The organism is Enterococcus raffinosus (genome assembly GCF_019175485.1).
Classification (GTDB): Bacteria; Bacillota; Bacilli; order Lactobacillales; family Enterococcaceae; genus Enterococcus_A; species Enterococcus_A raffinosus.
On sequence record NZ_CP072888.1, the window covers coordinates 1915058 to 1933358 of the forward strand.

The following is an 18301-nucleotide window of genomic DNA, read 5'->3' on the forward strand; positions in this document are numbered from 1 at the left end:
ATTTTGAATCTAGCAATAAAAACGTAGAGCTGATGGAGCTATTCATCTAAATCCTGTAAACCGATAATTGTCTCAGCTAAAAATTCATCTTTAGGATAATGCTCTGTTACATATAGTGCAAGTTTGTCCAGTTGTTCCTCTCTTACGATGTAATCAGAGAACAAATGCAACTTCCGCTCATAATCCTCTAAAATTTTTTCTGTTCTTTTGATATTATCATAAACCGCCTGCCGACTCACCTGATATTCCTCTGCAATTTCTCCTAAGGAAAAATCATCTGCGTAATACAACTCCATATAATTCATTTGCTTTTCTGTTAATAGCGTTGCATAGAACTCAAACAACGCATTCATGCGATTCGTCTTTTCGATCTCCATTACGTCATCCTCATTTCTCGCCAATTTTCTTCGGAGTACACGGCTAATCCTTTTTGCTTAAAATAAGCGGTTGCTACACCGATTCCTTTAATTCGCATACCTGAGAAGCTGCCATCATATATCAAGCCACTCCCACAAGATGGGCTTCTTTCCTTTAAAATCAAAGCTGTAATCTGTAATTTTTTTAACTCTTCGTACGCCCTGATAGCCCCTTGTTTAAATTCCTCAGTTAAATCATTGCCCATAGTATCGAAAACTCGCGCCTGTCCGCGCCATACGTCCATTCCATCGCCACCTTGTATTTCAGCGGGATTTCGTGGTGTTGAAAGACCGCCTAAAACTTCAGGACAAACCATGATGGCTTGTCCGGTTTCCACTAATCTTTTCAGATCAGCGATTTCATTTGAACCGCCATCATAACGACAAGCAATGCCGCCTAAACAAGCACTAATTCCTAACATCGTTATTTCTCCCATCAAATTAATAGAAAATAGGTGACAAAACTGCCTTCCCATTATACCATTTATTCAGGTATGGAAATAGTCTTTCACAAATGAAAAGTTTTTAAAAAAGGAGACACATATGAAACGTGTATTAGTTGTAGACGATGAGCTTTCGATCGTAAAGTTATTAAGCTTTAATTTAGAAAAAGAAGGGTATGCCGTCACTACTGCTGAGGATGGAAAAGAAGGCTATGAGTTGGCCTTGAATGAAAAATTTGATTTCATTATTTTAGATGTCATGCTGCCATCGATGGATGGATTGGACATCGCAAAAAAATTACGACAAGAAAAAATTGATACGCCTATCTTAATGCTCACTGCTAAAGACGATGCGATTGATCGAATTTTAGGGTTGGAAATTGGAGCAGACGATTATCTAACCAAACCGTTTTCTCCTCGAGAAGTACTAGCCCGCATGAAAGCTATCTTTCGTAGAGTGGAACCTCGTCAAGAAGTCGTTGAGCATGAATTTTTAACTGCAGGAGATATTAAGGCCGACCTATCAAACTACCAGGTGACTGTTCGCGGTGACAGAATTGAGCTGACACCAAAAGAATTTGAACTTCTCGTTTATTTCATGAAGCGCAAAGAACGTGTCATAGATCGAGATACCTTACTAGATCGAATATGGCAATATGATTTCTCCGGACAAAGTCGGATCGTAGATGTTCATGTCTCTCATCTGCGGGAAAAAATTGAAATGGACCCTAAGCATCCCCAATATTTGCAAACTGTACGCGGCTTTGGCTATAAATTTCAGGTGCCGAATCAATGAAACGCAAGCATTTAGATTATCTTATTCCTTTTTTACTTATTTGTTTGCTTTTCTTTGGCAGTTGGAAACTAGCTAACCATTTTTATACAAAAGAATTGTTGGAGCAACAGGAAGAATTTTTGACCAGCAATGGCGAACTCATTATTCATCGATTAGACCTACAACAGCTGGACTCAGAAAAAAACCGATCAGCTATCGAAATTTTTTCTCAGGAAGCTCATGACCGTATTACATTGTTAGATGCTCAAGGAAAAATTATTTTTGATAGTTCAGACCCAAGTCTTTCAGGAAGCCGTGAAAATCGTCCCGAAGTAAAAATTACTCTAAACAATAATAGTGTTGGGTCTTCCGTTCGTTATAGTACTACTTTAAAAACCGAACTGCTTTATACAGCACAACCCATTCGTTCTGGTGATAAAACCGTTGGTATTTTGCGTGTTGCAAAAAGAACGTCCGCCTTTCAACCGAAAACTCGGAATTTTCAACGAACCATTTTTATTATCTTGTTTTTATTTTACGTGTTTATTTATTTGATTATCTGCTATTTAACTTATCAACGAAATCGTCCTATTGAGACAGTCCTGCCGGTCCTGCAGCGAATGCTGAAGGAACCTGAAAAAAGTAATTACGTTATGCAAAACTCGCCCCAATGGCAAGAGCTTTATCTCACGGTGAATCAAATCAGTGAGCAATTAAATGAAACCTATGCCGCATATACCTCCACGGAGGAGCAGTTTTCGACCCTCTTCCATGAATTGACGATTGGTGTCTTCATTATTGATACTGAAGGCCGCTTTATCATGATCAATCCAGCGATGGAGGAGCTCCTGCATATTGGGGGTGCCAGTCAGCACTATTATTGGCAGGTCATTGAAGACAATAAGTTTATCCAATTAATTCAACAAGTTCTAGTTGATAAAAATCAAGTGCACCAAGAAATTTCAACGAAGCTTCCAAGTTCCATGAATTTAGATATTCGTTTACGTTATATCGAAAATGAAATCAAAGGGGATCAAATCATGGGGACTGTTTATGATTTGACTCATGTGCGGCGTCTAGAAAAAATTCAACGCGATTTCGTTGGTAATGTCTCACACGAATTGAAGACACCTGTAACATCGCTATTAGGCTTTACAGAAACTTTATTAGATGGTGCCAAAGATGATCCTGAATTAACCGATGAATTTTTGACGATCATGCAAAAGGATGCGAAACGTTTGCAGCGATTGATCCAAGATATCATTGAGCTGTCAAAAGATAGCGATGATTTAGCGGAAGACCGCCAAACAATCGAACTCAATTATTTCTTGCAACAGCAAATAGACTTATATAGCCATCTACTCAAGACGAAGCACATTACTGTATCCATAGATGGCGCTGAGAATTGCTTCTATCAAACTCGATTGACCTTCTTCCAGCCAATCATAAAAAATCTTCTAGAGAATGCTATTCAGTATTCACCTGAGGAAAGTCAGATCGAAATACGTTATCGTCTGACAAGTCAGTTAGAAATCACCGTTACCGATCACGGCATTGGAATGTCAAAGGACGATCAAAAACGGATCTTTGAACGCTTTTATCGTGTCGATAAAGCACGTGCTCGTCATTCAGGTGGAACTGGATTAGGACTTGCTATCGTTAAGGAGTACACTGAAATTTTGGGCGGTACTGTCGAAGTAGAGAGTCATCCAAAGCTTGGCTCTACTTTTACTGTCAAATTGCCAAATTAAAAAGGGATCGCGGCTTATCCGGAGCCACTGATAAAGTTCAATAACAAAAATTGTCGAAAGAGAATGCAGGCATTTTCTTTCGACAATTTTTTCTTTTAGATAGTGATTCGTTGTCCAGATATCTTTATAATTAGAAGTATCTAGGGGGCGATTTCATGCTTAAACAAATGGTTCAAACCAAACTTAGTCCATATAGTGATCTTTATGATTTACTCATCCCAGCCGATCATATTTTGCGTCGGTTCAATGAGTTAGTTGACTTTTCTTTTGTTTACGAGGAACTAGAAAATAAATATTGTTTAAACGATGGTCGCAATGCCTATGATCCGATTAAGTTATTCAAATATTTGATGTTAAAAGCGATGTTTCCCGCGTCTGATGTGGATCTCGTTGCTCGCAGTAAAACAGACATGGCCTACAAATATTTTCTTGGCTTAGCTCCAGAAGACGAGGTCATTGATCCAAGTCTACTGACGAAATTCAGACGACAACGCTTGAACGATTCAAATTTACTAGATCTCTTATTGAACAAAACCGTTCAGCTCGCGATCGAAAAAGAGATTATCAAAAGCAAAGGAATTATCGTAGATGCCACACATACCGCTTCTAGATTTAATAAAAAATCCGCAATAGAGCTCTTACGTTCTTATTCAAAAAAGGTGCGCAAAGCGATTTATACAGTAAAACCTGAAGCGAAACAGATCATGCCTGAAAAAAATCAAAAAAACGAGTACCAAGCAGAAAAAGACTATGTAAAGACGCTCTTAAAAGCAATTGAGGAACATCCAGAATGGTCCGTCATACCTGCAGTCGCGGAGTCAGTCAATCAGTTAAAAGAAACGGTTGAAGATTGCCAAGAATATGAAGTCTATTCTCACGATACGTCCGCAAAGGTTGGACATAAAACCGCAGAAACAGAATTTTTCGGCTATAAAACCCATCTGGCTATCACCGAAGAACGAATTATCGCAGCCGCAAGTGTGACTGGTGGGGATGTTGGAGACGGCCCATATTTAAAAGAATTAGTTGAAAAATCACGTGCGAACGGAATTGATGTGAAGGAAGTTATCGGTGATACAGCGTATTCAGGAAAAGCCAACTTACTTTTTACAGCAGAAGAAAAAATTAAACTTTATTCAAAACTTCATCCAGTGATTTCAAATGGCACACGAGATCCCGAACAGGAGTGGGAATATAATAAGGACGCTGGAATGTACGTCTGTCCCAATGGACAATTGGCCTTTCGAAAAGCTGTTCAAGGAAAGAAAAATCAAGGAGAAAACCAACGATTGACCTTCTATTTTGATGTAAAAAAGTGCCAAGCTTGTCCATTGAATGAGGACTGTTATAAAGAAGGGGCAAAAAGTAAAACGTACAGTGTGACGATTCAATCCCAAGCACATAGCGACCAACAGACATTTCAGGAAACGGAAGCGTTCCAAAAACGTTACCGTATGCGTTATATGATTGAAGGAAAGAATAGTGAAATCAAAAACAGACATGGCTACAATGTTTCCTGGTCTAAAGACATTGAGGGCATGATGCTTCAAGGAGCCAGTACGCTCTTTGTCACTAATTTAAAACGAATCGTTAAGCTGATTGATGAAAAAGCGGAAGAAAAATAATAAAGAACGCCCGATGATCAACTTTGTAGGCTGATCATCGGGCTTTTTCCGTTCATTAATCTGAGTTTTTGTAGAAACTAGGGTACTTTATCAGTGGCTCCAAGCAAACGACGGTCCTTTTTAATATCCATATTTCTTCCACTTAGACGGTAAAAATATTCTCAGCATTACTTAACCGTTCCATCTGCTGCGCGTTCCACCTTCATTGAGGTAATAGGCAAGTAACCCAACTCTTTAACAGGACCAGCTTGAATTTCATCACTTGTCATATACTTCAAGAAATCGGCCAATGCTTTTTCCGGTTTTCCATTTGTATACATATGTTCATAAGACCAAATTGGCCATTTATTCGTTGTAATATTTTTATCATTAGCTGTTACACCATCTAATTCTAAGGGCTGTAAACTATCATCCACGTAAGATAGTGCAAGGTAGCTGATTGCACCAGGTGTTTGTGCCACAATTTTTTTCACTGTTCCTGATGAATCCTGTTCTTGTGACTGAATTGGTTCTTTGCCATCTAGGCCCCATTTTTCAAAAGTAGCTCGAGTTCCGCTTCCTGATGCACGGTTTACGACTTGAATGGCTTCATCTTTTCCACCAAGTTCTTTCCAATTTTTGATTTTCCCTGTAAAAATATCAATCAATTGCTGTTTTGTAACATCTTTTACACCCACATCTTTATTTACTACTGGAACAAAGCCCACAACAGCTACTTTATGATCAACTAATTTACTAGCGTCTACACCATCTTTTTCTTCAGCAAACACATCTGAATTACCGATTTCTACTGCTCCGCTTTCCACCTGACTCAAGCCCGTTCCGCTTCCTCCGCCTTGAACAGAGATTTGAACAGTTGGATGATTCTGTGTATAGCTTTCTTGTGCAGCGTCAACTAAGGGTTGTAATGCTGTTGAACCTACCGCTGTAATTTTCGTTGTTTCCTCTTTCGCAGAACTTGAATCTTTTGTCGCATTCCCACTGCCGCAGCCAGCTAAGATAATTCCTGAAAATGCTAATGCTAAAATAATTTTCTTCATCATGTACACTCCTTATAATAAATAATGCATTTTAAAGAGACTCAATGAACCTTTTGACTCTCTCTTATTTTTAGTACATGGTTACTTTAACAATAGAAAGTAAATATCTTATTGATTGCATGTAAACGATCCGTAAAGTACTGTAAATATTTGGTAAAGGCATATTAGCTTACTTTTTATTAGTTTCAGTATATAATAATCCTGCAATGAAAATTATTAATGAGAGAAGCGAATAGCAATGTTAGTCATTACTTATGAATTAAACGGATCACAAAAAGAAAAAACTTATACGAATGCCAATGATTTCGTAGCAGCTCAATTGAAAGAGGTTCCCGATTTACCTGATTATTACCATGTTGTAAAAGCAACAGTGGAGGGTAAAGAAATTGATTTAACCGACAAAACAATCAGCGGACTCTTTAACTACTTAAACAAATAAAAAGAAACGATCAAATCGAAAAATTGATTTGATCGTTTCTTTTTATTTTCCTACATAGGCTGCCAAACGATTCATTGCTTCAACCAAATTCTCCATGGAAGCCGCATAACTGATTCGAACATAGCCTTCCCCTTCAGGTCCAAAGGCAATTCCTGGAATAATTGCTAATTGATTTTTTTCAGCTAAATCAACACAAAAGGCCATTGACTCCTGTTCTAAATTCGCTGGGATTTTGGCAAAGATATAAAACGCCCCAGAAGGACGTGCGACATCAAACCCTAGTTTCGTCATCGCTTGATAAACATAATCCCGACGCTCACGATATTCTTCTCTCATTATCTCTGCATCTGATATTCCTTGTACTAATGCACGGACCGCAGCTTTTTGTGAAATCGTGGAAGCTGCTGTTACTAAATATTGATGAACTTTTATAATCTGCTCGGTTAACTCAACCGGTGCAAAAATAAAGCCAATCCGCCAACCCGTCATCGCATGAGATTTTGATAGTCCATTAATCAAAATCGTTTGTTCTCTTAAATATTTTCCAAAGGAAACATGCTTTGTTTCATAATTCAATTCACTATAAATTTCATCACTGATTACAAAAACCGGATATTTTTTTAAAGTTTCACTTAACGCTGAAACTTCTGCTTCATTGTAGGCAACACCTGTTGGATTGGATGGTGAGGTGATAATGATCGCTTTCACCTTATCACCATGCTCTGCCATCGCCTGGTCAATCTGTTCAGGAGTTAAAACAAACCCAGTCTCTCGTGTATCAATATAAACAGGCTCCGCTCCTGCCAATAAAATTAATGGCTCATACCCTGGATAGGTCGGCGCCGGAAGCAAAACCTTGTCTCCCGCTTCTAAAATTGATAGCAAACTCGCCGACAACGCCTCAGTTGCTCCGACTGTCACTAAAACCTCAGTTGTTGGATCATAATTGACTGTATATTTCTCTGATAAAAAACGACTCGCCGCTTCTCGGACATCCATCAACCCGGACATCCCTGTATAGTGACTAAAATTATCCCTAATTGCTTGCTGCCCTGCTTCTTTCACATGCTCGGGGGTATTAAAATCCGGCTCGCCTAATGTCAACTTTAGCATATTAGGAATTCCCGAGACTTTTTCATCAAATTGACGAATCAATGAGACGGCGATTTCATAGACATTTTTGTTAAATCGATCTTGCAATTTATTCATATAACCCCTCCATTTCTAATCATATTATCACAATCTCTCAGATAGTAAAGAAAAAAAAGTTCACTTTTATCTGCTTTACAGCAATGATTTGAAAATTTTCTTGCTTATTACAACGATAATTTTTACTTTCGGAGGCCCCTTTATAAAAATTCAGGTTAAGCCGCTATTCTTTTTTTAGAATTGAAAAAAGAATCAATAAGAAAAAATTTGAAATTAAACAGGTGATTATTTGTTGATAACAGTATAAAAGAACTTTCATTATTATTAGTATTTCAGAGTTTTATGTTGAATTGACCATTTATGAGTCATAAAATAACCGTAGAGAACGTTTTAAGGAGGGCTATTTGATGGTCAAAAAAAGAATCATGCAATTACCATTCATTTTCTATTTGATTCCGTACGTTCATCTCTCTCTAGCGATAGATTATTTATTTGATTCAATCGTGGGAATTTTTTTCTTTTTAGTACTTACTGTCATCCTCGGGTATTATGCCAAAGCCAGTCAACAACTTTCTTTATTAATAGCTGGAAATATCCTTAATATACTACTAAGTTGCGCATTAATAAGCTTTAAAAGTCCTTTAGTTAGTTTGTACCACTCTTCTTCTCCGTATTTTGCGGCGATTCCACTAATTGTGCTTTTTCTAATGACACAACTGACAGGCATATTTTGGGGATATACGTTACATAAAGAAACTGTTCTTTCTGTCAATAAAGAAAAAAAGAATTAAGAGTATGTAAAAAGCTTCTGATCCGTAAGGAACTGAAGCTTTTTTCTCTTAACCTTTGACAAGCTCTTTTGTTGGCTTGATCCATATTTCGATTTTGGGTTCATCTGTGACATTCACATACTTTTGGATCAAAAAAGGCTCCATGTCTTCCTTACCGATTCCATGCCTTTTTAGCCATGTTTCAAAGAAGTAATGGTTCGCCTTATACAATGCATCCTCAACTAAATAGTCAAAACTTTCAGCTTCGAATGTACAAACATAATATTTCCCCGGTTCAACACTCAGTTGATTAAATCCATTTACTGGGCTATTATCAGAGCTAGCTCCTACAAAATACTGTACTTTTCCAGGAATAGCATCCGTCGAAAAATAATCGATGTATAGTCCCTCTGCAAATAAATTGGGAATTCCTTCCTTTTTTTCGTGAAACGCATCCCATAGCTCGATCAAGGTGTTTACACCAACCGTATTCATTTCTTTTGAATCGATTTTTTTTAAGACACCCGTATAGTATTCTGTTTCATTTAATACACGTTGATTTATTTCTAACACCATATCATCCACCATCAGTGGCACATCTTCATCGACCATCGTGTAGTAGATCGATAGATCTGGTTTCAAAAAATCCGTCAGTAACAGATTATTTCTTCTATAAGCTTTAGGTGTTATACAATAAATTTCTTTAAAAGCTTTCGTAAAACTTTCATGGCTGTTGAACCCATATTCTAGAGCAATATCCGCAATCCTTAGATTCGTTGCTTTCAATAAAGGTTTCGCATTTGCAACTCTTCTAGCCTTTATATACTCCTTTACTGTCTTCCCAACTAGACGACTGAATAATTTTTGGAAATAATACATGGATAAATAAGAAACGTTCGCTAATTCTTCTATTGATAATACTTCCTTGATATTCTCTTCAATATAGTCCACTGATTGCTGAATGGCTTCCCACGCGTGCATCCTATTCACTCTCCCTTATGAGAAAAGCTTAGCATAAGTTTTTGTTATAGGCTTGTTCCCCAATGTCCTCTATTTCTTATCTATTTCATCAATAGGAGTAATGACTGGTTTTCCATCCTTGTCCAACAAAGGGGTCAAGCCTCCTGCATAACCGACCTTGTTGAACAAATAATTCACTCCTGTTTCACGGTCAATAAAGATCATGAGCGCATCTAACTTTCCTTGAGCATATACTCTTACAAAACGTTCTTTCGCCATTTTCATTCCTTCTTTCTTTTTTATAGCGTTTTCATTAAAACTACACCTAGCGTAGCATATCGATAAAGGGCAAACAATTATTAATCGTCATGATTCTTCAAAAAAACAAAAAGAAATCTTTTGAACAAGACTTCTTTTTGCTTCTCATATTTTCTTAACTGGTATTTGAATTTCTGTTAACCAATCGTCTTCGTTATCCTTATTCCACATTCCATCAATATAGTTTTCCCGAATAGAATCGATAATTTCATATCCGTTTTCTTCAGTAAACTTAATCGCCGCAGCAAATGCTTTCGGAATCGATGTATATGGTCCCTTATGCATTGTACAAACTGCCATTGGAACTTCAGGAATTACCTTGAATTTCAAGTCACCGAAATCCTCTTTCTGTTCTGTTACTGCTTCACAAACCTCGACACCAATATTTTCATCTTTATATTCATTGTCATAATAAATATTGAAACAGTATTCGGGCATCGCACAGACACAACCGACTTTCTCCATCATAGCACCCATCTCTGGCATGATAGAACTCAATGATTCAAAATTTGGAATTACCTTTTTCATCGATGCCACAATGACTTCTGGTAATCGTTTGACTATCATATGATAACTTTCTTCTTCCTGTTGTAAATACCCTTCAATCTGCGAGAGCATCGACATGCGTTCAGATATCTCTTTCATTAATTGCTGTTTTTTTCGACGTAAGATTCGCTGCTCACTTACTCCATCTTGAACCTGCTTAATTTCTTCAATGCTATAGCCGATTCTACGAAGAGCTAAAAGTCGGTGCAGTGGTTCTAACTGGCTAGAGCTATAATAACGGTACCCATTATCTGGATCAATGAAGCGGGGGCGAAGCAGCCCCACTTCATCATAGTAACGTAATGTTTTGATCGTCACTTGGTTCATTTTTGAAAACATACCAATTCGATATAGTTTTTCTTCAATCTTTTCACATTCGTAGTCCATGAAATTCTCCTCTTTTTTTATTATTCCCAACGAAAGAATTTTGCCGCTAAACCAAATCCTAAGATAGTGATTCCTATCAAGAGTACCAACACAAATTGAGGATTTCCTACAGACTGATTAAGACTTACACTTTTCAACAATTGCACTCCCTGTGTTAATGGTAGAATATTCGCAATCCTTTGCATCCCATTTGGAAATAACTCAAACGGAATAACTGCACCCGATAAAAACAGCATTGGGAAATAAACCAAACTGCAAATCAAATTTGCAATTTTAATATTTTTACACAAGCTAGCGATCAATAGTCCTAAACTATACATCGAAATCATAACCAAAAAATAACTTGCAATCAATAATCCCCAGCTTCCCTGCATGCGGTAATCAAGAAAGAAAACAGCGACGAATGCAACTAATCCTGCGGAAATAATTGCTGTGATCATTGCAATCAGCACTTGAGTCGCTATCAAATGAATCGGTGAAGCGGGAGTCACAAAAAAATGTTTCAGTATTTTCTTATCTCGATAATCACATATTGTCAGTGGAATTCCCATGAAAGCAGTAGCACATATTCCCACTACTAAAAGGGAACTGAAACTGCTATCTAAAAAAGTATAAGAAGTAGTGCCGGCTTGTTTGTTTCCTGCAATCATCGTCGTCAACAATAAGACACCTAATGGCATACCGATGCCAAAAAGAACACCGTCAATTGACCGAAGCGCTAATTTACCTTCCACTTTTGCTAAACTAAGAACTTTATTCATACTCATCCTCCCCTACATACCACAGATAAGCCTCTTCCAAACTATTCTGGGAACTCTCCTCCAGCAATTCTGAGATTGATCCCTCCGCTACGATACTTCCACGTTTAATCAAAAGTAGTCGATCACAAAGAATCTCTGCTTCTTCCATATAATGAGTCGTCAAGAAAATAGTTAAGTTCGTCTCCTTGAGCTTCAATAATGTTTGCCAAACACTTCTACGTGCCTCTGTATCCAGTCCTGTCGTCAATTCATCCAAAAAAATAATTTCTGGATTAGGAATCAATGCAAGTACAATAGAAAGTTTTTGTCTTTCCCCACCAGAAAGCTTCTCAACAAATTGTGACTCAAATCTTTCCAGTTTAAACAAACTTAGTAATTCACGGTAAGAACGAGGCTGCTTATACAAACTAGAAAGTTCTCGACATAACTCGCCTACACGAATGTTGTTTTGATAACTAGACGATTGCAATTGAACACCTACTCGCTCAAAAACTTCACGGCGCTGCTTGCGCGGATCGAATCCTAAAATCTTAGCTGAACCTTGATCTGGACGTTTAATTCCTAAAAGTGTTTCAATGGTCGTTGTTTTTCCTGCCCCATTTGGTCCTAACAAACCGAAAACCTCACCTTTTCTGATGGTAAAGCTCAGTTGATTAATGATATTCCTCCCACCGATTCCCTTAGTTAGTTGTTCTGCCTCGATAGCTACATTCATTGTGCTCCTCCCCTTTCACAAACAGAATACTGTCTCCTGTTAAGGGAGAGTCAATCACCAAAGTAAATTTATTTTTGTTTCACAATAAATATCGTTCCTTCTTTTTGATACCCTTGCTTTTCATAGTATGGATCGACATCACTCATAACATAAACCATCTGATCAGGGAAATCTTTACAAGCCTGCTCCATCAAGTATCGACCATAGTTTTTTCCTCGAGAATCTGCGTTAACCAATAAATCATAAACATATACGCCAAAGCCATCATCCTCTCGGCAACGAGCATACCCACAAATTTTATTCTCCTCCAAAAGCAGATACGTCAAAGATGTTTCTAATGCCGTCGCATATTTTGTTTTTCCACCACCAAAACAATAGTCATGCCAATCGGATTCTTTTTCCATCATTGTGAATAATTCTTTTTCATCAGTCTTTTTATACGTCCGAATCTGCCAGTTTTTTTCCATCCCATTCATCCTTTTTATTTTTATGATAGCAAAAATTTGACCATTCTGCTTTAATGCTTTTTTCTCGAAAAAAAAGACACTCATTTCTGAGTGTCTATAACTGGTTAAAGTAATCTCTCGTAGCCTGCTCATCTTCTTCTAATTGCTTAATTAGGCCTTGAGCAGACTCAAAGGCTACTTGCCCACGCAGCATATGATACCAACGGACTTTGACTTTTTCTCCATAAATCTCTTGATTGAAATCCAAAATATTGATTTCTACTGTCAACATCCGATTAGAGCCAAAGGTGTCGTTATGACCAATTGACCCCATCGCTGGATACCAGTCATCACCGATTTTGATCTGATTTACATAAACACCTTCTCTAGGTAATTTCATGTCATCAGGCACTTGAATATTCGCCGTCGGATAGCCTAAAGTCCTCCCTCGTGCTTCCCCATGAATGACCGTCCCACTCGTCTCATAAATATATCCTAACAAATGATTGGCCTCGTCTAAACGTCCTTCAGAAAGCAAGCGGCGAATGCGCGATGAACTGATTTTTTCAGTTTCATGTTCTTCTGTTTTCTTAGCAACAATGATTACTTCAAAACGATCATTAGAATAAGTAGGCAGATGCTTTGCATCAGCGGTTTGATCTTTTCCAAAATTATAATCAAAACCGGAAACTGCCACCTTTGCATGAAGTCCAACGATGTATTGATCGACAAAATCTTGTGGTTTTAAAGCCGCAAATGAAGAGGTGAATGCTACTTCATAAAGTAGATCAACGCCCAGTTCCGCCATTCGCTCCTCTTTTTGTCTCAATGTAGAAAGATACTTGATAGGTTTACTTTGTACTTGCTGAAATACCACTGCAGGATGTTGGTTAAAAGTCATTACTGCTAATTTCAATTTTTTTTCCTGTGCGATCTTTTTTCCAGTCTTGATCACTTCTTGGTGCCCGCGATGAACACCATCGAAAAAGCCTAAAACTAAAACACAATCACCCATAGGAATTTCTTCTGGCTTATAAGGATGACGTAGCTTAACAATTTCCATTTGCTATACCTCGTTTCGAATCACTTTACTTGGCTTCAAAAGCCAATTTTTTTCTGGATGCTGACCATAGAGACTGACTAGCAGATTTTGATAGTAGAAAGCGATTAATTTTTCTGGCATCTTTTTGATTCTAAAAGCTTTCATAGGTAGCACTTGACCATTTTTTACCCTTTGCCAATCCTCCTCTGTTAAATCAATACGAGGAAAGTCTTTCATAGCCTCTTCAATCGGCTGCAGTGCTTGATCAATCTGCTCATTTTCCATTAATTCGCTAACTTGTGCCAAAGTAACTGCTTGTCCAACTGAAAAACCGCCGCTTGCTAAACGCGTTAAATCAGACATATGTGCAGGGTAGCCTAGTTTCTCTCCAAGGTCCACCGCTAATGTTCGAACATAGGTCCCTTTCCCGCAAGTGACTTGAAATCGCCAGCTTTGTGTCTTGTTCTCTTCATTGTAGACGGGCTCTGTTGTTCGTTGAAAACTTTCTATGACAGCTTGTCGTTCTGGGCGTTCCACCGTTTCGCCAGCTCGCGCATATTCATATAAACGTTTGCCATTTACTTTTACCGCTGAGTACATAGGTGGGATTTGTTTGATTGTCCCAATAAATGACTTCATCATTCGATCAATTTCTTCTGTCGATAACACGCCGTCCACTGCTTTAGTTTCTACAATATCGCCACTACGATCCTCAGTTGTCGTTGAAAACCCTAGTGTAATTTCACCTTCATAAATTTTCCCACTATCTTGCAGATATTCGATCACCTTAGTTCCCTTTCCTATACAGATGGGTAAGACCCCATCGACATCAGGATCTAATGTTCCTCCGTGGCCAACTTTTTTTGTTTTTAAAATTTTTCTCAATTTAAAGACACAGTCATGACTTGTCATGCCGCGTTCTTTCCATAACGGCAAAATACCGTCCATCGCTGTTTCCTCATTTCATTTTATAATCAACGCTCCCATTATAGCATAGCTAATCTGAGAAATGGCAAGTTAAAGCTGGAGACTAGTTGTCCTCTTTTCTAACAAATAAAAACCGCCATTTATTATGACGGTTTGAGCCGACCCCCAAAAGTTAGACCAAAATCTAACTCTTGGAGGTCGGTATTTTTATGGCTAAATATAGTTTTGAATTCAAATTGAAAGTAGTTCAAGAATACTTAGATGGGAAAGGTGGTTATAGCTATTTAGCAAAGATACATTCGGTTAAGGATAGGAAACAAATACTAGATTGGGTGAATTCCTACCGGGAATTTGGCGAAGAAGGTCTTCTCAGAAAACGTAAAAATGCGAATTATTCTGTTCAATTTAAGTTGGATGCGATAGAGTTATATCAAACTAGTGAGCTGTCTTATCGTGAAATTGCCAATGTACTTAAAATGAATAATCCGTCTCTCATTGCCAGTTGGATGAGAAAATTTCGGGATGATGGTATCGATGGACTCACAAAAACGAAAGGACGTCCATCTACCTTGGCTGAGAAAAAAGAACAGAAAAAGAAGCGTTCAATTGAGTCAACACCGGAAGAACGAGACCGTATTAAAGAATTAGAAAAACAAGTGCGTTCCCTTCAGATTGAGAATGCCTTTTTAAAAGAGCTGAGGAAGCTGCGAAAACAGGAAGCCCAACAAAGACGAACGAATCAATCGCACGAATCATCAACAGCCTCCGAGGATCATTCAAATTAGTTGAGCTTCTTGAGACGTTAAACTTTCCTAAAGCGACGTTTATGTACTGGCAAAAACGATTTGACAGAGACAATCCCGATCAAGGAATCGAAGCCGAAATGCTTCGTATTCGTAAAGAACATAAAAATTATGGCTGTTTACGAATGACGAATGAACTAAAAAATCGCGGATTTCATGTCAATAAAAAGAAAGTTCAACGTTTGATTCGAAAGCTAGGGATCGAAGTCCGTTCCTACACACGTAAATCACGTCGCTATAATTCTTATCGAGGAAAGATTGGAAAAGTGGCGAAAAACCGGATTCGTCGTCATTTTTATACGAGTATTTGTCATCAAAAAATTACGACAGATACAACAGAATTCAAGTATTTTGAAATAGATACCAAAGGCGTGATCCGACAAAGAAAGTTATACCTAGACCCGTTCATGGACATGTATAATAGCGAGATTCTTTCGTACCGCATTTCAGAAAAGCCGAATGCCTTGGCAATTATGGAAGGTTTAGAAGAAGCCATCGCGATCACGGCTGATTGCCCCTATCGTCGCACCTTCCATTCGGATCAAGGGTGGGCTTATCAAATGAAGTCCTATCGGCAAAAACTAAAGAAACAGAAAATCTTTCAAAGTATGTCTCGCAAAGGAAATTGTTTAGATAATTCAATCATGGAGAACTTCTTCAGTCTTCTAAAACAAGAAATCTTTCATGGGGAAACCTATCACAGTTTTGATGAACTAAAAACGGCGATCGATGACTATATCTATTACTACAACAATCACCGGATGAAACAGAAATTGAATTGGAGAAGCCCTGTTCAATTTCGAAAAGCTGCACAGAAAGCGGCATAATTGTCATGTTAACAAACAAAAAATGGAGTAGATTTCTCTACTCCGAAATAAGTCTAACTTTTTGGGGTCACTTCAGTTTTTAATATTTTTCTTCCTTTACTTTTTTCTTGTGACGTTGACGATTAATCACAAATGAGATACTTGGATCAGACGGTTGACGCATTGCATAAGATTCTAATTGATTCACTTGATGACGATAATTATTGGCTGCAAAGTTAGATATTTCTTCGCTACCTTCATACTTATCAATAATTTTTCTTTCTAAATAAAAACCGCGAATTAGTTCTTTAGCATAGATTGGATCTTGTTGAATTAAATACGTTCCAAATAATCCATGACCGCTAACTTGATGCATTAAATTTTTTCGTTCATCAACGAAAAAATCAATTAAATCTTCATCATACACATCACGCAAGTTTTCCAAGCTGTCAAGTATAGCTTCACTATTTCGAATAAAGATTTTTCTAAGATTAGAAATATCTTCGTTATCAACCGTTTCTTTCCGTTTTTGTCGACGTTGCCAGAACATTTTCGGATGCATGATGACACGAATAATTCGACGAACAAAGATTAACCAAAAACTAAGCAAGGACAACATTTGCTTCGTAACAGATTCAGATACATTTGAAATAAATCGTGAATATAAGCGATAAGCACCGGAATCAATCTGATGTCTCCTGAAACTTTCATCGAGACCATCTCGTTCAACCGAAATAATTAATGCTTGAATTTCTTGAAATTCTTGTTGTGCACTCTCTGGCATTGAATTGTTAAAAACCATTTGGATGCGGCCTTGATAATTTGCGATAACTGCTAGCAACGCAAAACGTTCCTTTTCACTCAATTTTTTATTGTCTAGATCCTCATACAGTTCACTAATAACCTCTCTAAGAATCAACATTAATTTAGGGTCAGTCGGCGGAACCACTTCCCCTTCAGATAGAATTGGTAACAAGATCATACCAATAATCAGCGTCAAGAATGTCACACATGCAGTAATAAACAGTAATAGCGAGCGCTCTGGAAACTCTAGTCCGTTAATTGTTGTCGGTAAAATAAAAATCGTCGCTATACTAACTGTTCCCTTAACGCCCCCGAAGGTCAACAATAAGCGATCTCTTAACTGTTCATGACTCTTTTTCCATCCTTGTGTCACAATATAAAAGCCACTAACGAACAGAAACCGTAAAACAAATAAAAGAGCTGTAAGTAATAAAACGATGCCTAGGAGATGAATGTTTGAATAATTACGACTATTCCAAACGGGTGAAAAGACTTGTGAAAGCTCAATGCCTAAAAAGATAAAAACTAGCGCATTCAACATAAAACTGATTGTACTCCATGAACTCTCGGTTACATTCGAAAGCTGTGCTTCAAAAAGTGTCACACGACGAAAACCAGTCGCTTGTAAAACACCTGTAACAACCGCAGCAATAATTCCAGAAGCATGGAATAGTTCAGCAATAAAATAAGCCGCAAACGGTAAAATCAGCTCAATTAGCAAATAAGCTGATATATCTTGAGCGGAAATTCGTTCAATAATTTTTATAATTTCATTCTTTATCCAAATAATCAATAGACCAACTAGTACTCCCACGATACTTGATTCAAGTAAAGAGATAGAAGCATCAGTCGCAGAAAATTGACCTGTTAATAAAGCGGCTACTGCAAACTGGAAGGCCGTAACACCTGTGGCATCATTAATTAACCCTTCCCCTTCTAAAACATGCATTACTGATTCTGGGATGTTTAAACGTTTCGCCAGAGAGCTAACTGCCACAGCATCTGTGGGACCTAAAGAGGCGCCAAAGGCTAAACAGGCAGCAATCGGTATCGCTGGCAAAATACTATGCAGAACGAAGCCCAAACCAAATAGCGTAAAAATCACTCCGCCAAAGGCTAATAACAAGATCAATCCAAAATGTTTTAAAATCGATGGAATATCTGCTGTCTCTCCTTCACGAAAAAGCAAAGGAGCAATGATCATTACAAGAAAAACTTCCGGTTCAAAATGGATAGAACTACCTACTTCGGTAAATCCAAGAATGATGCCGGTGATGATTTGGATCATGAAGATTGGAAACGACGGAAAAACTTTTGCTAAAACATTCGATAAGGTAATGGCAATGGCTAAAATGATAATAATCTCAATTAGGCCCAT

Annotated in this window: 19 protein-coding genes; 6 read left to right on the forward strand and 13 right to left on the reverse strand. The window is 37.8% G+C overall.

The annotated features are described in order from the left end of the window. Positions 1 to 38 precede the first annotated feature (38 nt). Entirely contained in the window at positions 39 to 377 is a 339-nt protein-coding gene (locus J9537_RS09385) for a putative DNA-binding protein (protein WP_010746091.1), read from the reverse strand. Then, positions 377 to 838, reverse strand: coding sequence for a 2-thiouracil desulfurase family protein (locus J9537_RS09390; protein WP_218255916.1), 462 nt, complete (start codon positions 836 to 838; stop codon positions 377 to 379). The genes J9537_RS09385 and J9537_RS09390 overlap by 1 nt, the downstream gene beginning before the upstream one ends. Positions 839 to 959: 121 nt before the next feature. On the opposite strand from J9537_RS09390, the gene J9537_RS09395 reads away from it, so the two are divergent. The 3 genes from J9537_RS09395 (at position 960) to J9537_RS09405 (ending at position 5010) form a co-directional block, all read left to right on the forward strand. Further along, complete coding sequence (locus J9537_RS09395) at positions 960 to 1655, forward strand: response regulator transcription factor (protein WP_218255917.1); 696 nt, start codon at positions 960 to 962, stop codon at positions 1653 to 1655. Beyond that, entirely contained in the window at positions 1652 to 3385 is a 1734-nt protein-coding gene (locus J9537_RS09400) for a sensor histidine kinase (RefSeq protein ID WP_218255919.1), read from the forward strand. The genes J9537_RS09395 and J9537_RS09400 overlap by 4 nt, the downstream gene beginning before the upstream one ends. 155 nt (positions 3386 to 3540) lie before the next feature. After that, positions 3541 to 5010 carry an IS1182 family transposase gene (locus tag J9537_RS09405; RefSeq protein WP_218255920.1) on the forward strand — a complete coding sequence of 490 codons (1470 nt, stop codon included), beginning with the start codon at positions 3541 to 3543 and terminating at the stop codon, positions 5008 to 5010. Between the two features lie 167 nt (positions 5011 to 5177). On the opposite strand, the gene J9537_RS09410 is transcribed toward J9537_RS09405, so the two are convergent. After that, positions 5178 to 6050 carry a phosphate ABC transporter substrate-binding protein PstS family protein gene (locus tag J9537_RS09410; protein ID WP_218257360.1) on the reverse strand — a complete coding sequence of 291 codons (873 nt, stop codon included), beginning with the start codon at positions 6048 to 6050 and terminating at the stop codon, positions 5178 to 5180. Positions 6051 to 6288: 238 nt separating this feature from the next. Between J9537_RS09410 and J9537_RS09415 the strand changes: the two genes are divergently transcribed. Then, complete coding sequence (locus J9537_RS09415) at positions 6289 to 6489, forward strand: DUF4649 family protein (RefSeq protein ID WP_218255922.1); 201 nt, start codon at positions 6289 to 6291, stop codon at positions 6487 to 6489. 42 nt (positions 6490 to 6531) lie between these two features. Here the strand turns inward: J9537_RS09415 and J9537_RS09420 are convergent, their stop codons facing one another. After that, entirely contained in the window at positions 6532 to 7698 is a 1167-nt protein-coding gene (locus tag J9537_RS09420) for a pyridoxal phosphate-dependent aminotransferase (RefSeq protein ID WP_218255923.1), read from the reverse strand. Positions 7699 to 8045: 347 nt separating this feature from the next. Between J9537_RS09420 and J9537_RS09425 the strand changes: the two genes are divergently transcribed. Further along, entirely contained in the window at positions 8046 to 8429 is a 384-nt protein-coding gene (locus J9537_RS09425; protein ID WP_010746084.1) for a hypothetical protein, read from the forward strand. Positions 8430 to 8477: 48 nt separating this feature from the next. Here J9537_RS09425 and J9537_RS09430 read toward each other — a convergent pair whose 3' ends face one another. From J9537_RS09430 to truB, 8 genes are all read right to left on the reverse strand, one after another. Further along, the gene (locus tag J9537_RS09430) at positions 8478 to 9389 is read right to left on the reverse strand and encodes an AraC family transcriptional regulator (RefSeq protein WP_218255925.1); all 912 of its coding nucleotides are present in this window, start codon (positions 9387 to 9389) and stop codon (positions 8478 to 8480) included. A gap of 69 nt (positions 9390 to 9458) precedes the next feature. Beyond that, entirely contained in the window at positions 9459 to 9647 is a 189-nt protein-coding gene (locus J9537_RS09435; RefSeq protein WP_010746082.1) for a DUF6440 family protein, read from the reverse strand. A gap of 144 nt (positions 9648 to 9791) precedes the next feature. After that, the gene (locus J9537_RS09440) at positions 9792 to 10619 is read right to left on the reverse strand and encodes a MerR family transcriptional regulator (protein WP_218255927.1); all 828 of its coding nucleotides are present in this window, start codon (positions 10617 to 10619) and stop codon (positions 9792 to 9794) included. Between the two features lie 20 nt (positions 10620 to 10639). Beyond that, the gene (locus J9537_RS09445; RefSeq protein ID WP_218255929.1) at positions 10640 to 11380 is read right to left on the reverse strand and encodes an ABC transporter permease; all 741 of its coding nucleotides are present in this window, start codon (positions 11378 to 11380) and stop codon (positions 10640 to 10642) included. Then, positions 11373 to 12095: an ABC transporter ATP-binding protein gene (locus tag J9537_RS09450; RefSeq protein WP_218255931.1), complete on the reverse strand. Its 723-nt coding sequence runs from the start codon at positions 12093 to 12095 to the stop codon at positions 11373 to 11375. Before J9537_RS09450 ends, J9537_RS09445 begins: the two co-directional genes overlap by 8 nt. Positions 12096 to 12163: 68 nt before the next feature. Further along, the gene (locus J9537_RS09455; RefSeq protein WP_218255932.1) at positions 12164 to 12562 is read right to left on the reverse strand and encodes a GNAT family N-acetyltransferase; all 399 of its coding nucleotides are present in this window, start codon (positions 12560 to 12562) and stop codon (positions 12164 to 12166) included. 94 nt (positions 12563 to 12656) lie between these two features. Further along, complete coding sequence (ribF, locus tag J9537_RS09460) at positions 12657 to 13604, reverse strand: riboflavin biosynthesis protein RibF (protein ID WP_218255934.1); 948 nt, start codon at positions 13602 to 13604, stop codon at positions 12657 to 12659. 3 nt (positions 13605 to 13607) lie between these two features. Next, positions 13608 to 14531 carry a tRNA pseudouridine(55) synthase TruB gene (gene truB, locus J9537_RS09465; RefSeq protein ID WP_010746076.1) on the reverse strand — a complete coding sequence of 308 codons (924 nt, stop codon included), beginning with the start codon at positions 14529 to 14531 and terminating at the stop codon, positions 13608 to 13610. A gap of 188 nt (positions 14532 to 14719) precedes the next feature. Between truB and J9537_RS09470 the strand changes: the two genes are divergently transcribed. Next, positions 14720 to 16140 (forward strand): IS3 family transposase gene (locus J9537_RS09470; protein ID WP_425333172.1). Its coding sequence is split into 2 segments (ribosomal slippage): positions 14720 to 15197 and positions 15197 to 16140, totalling 1422 coding nucleotides; the frame shifts between segments, so codons are not numbered across the junction. A gap of 79 nt (positions 16141 to 16219) precedes the next feature. Here J9537_RS09470 and J9537_RS09475 read toward each other — a convergent pair. Further along, positions 16220 to 18301: a cation:proton antiporter gene (locus J9537_RS09475; RefSeq protein WP_218255937.1), complete on the reverse strand. Its 2082-nt coding sequence runs from the start codon at positions 18299 to 18301 to the stop codon at positions 16220 to 16222.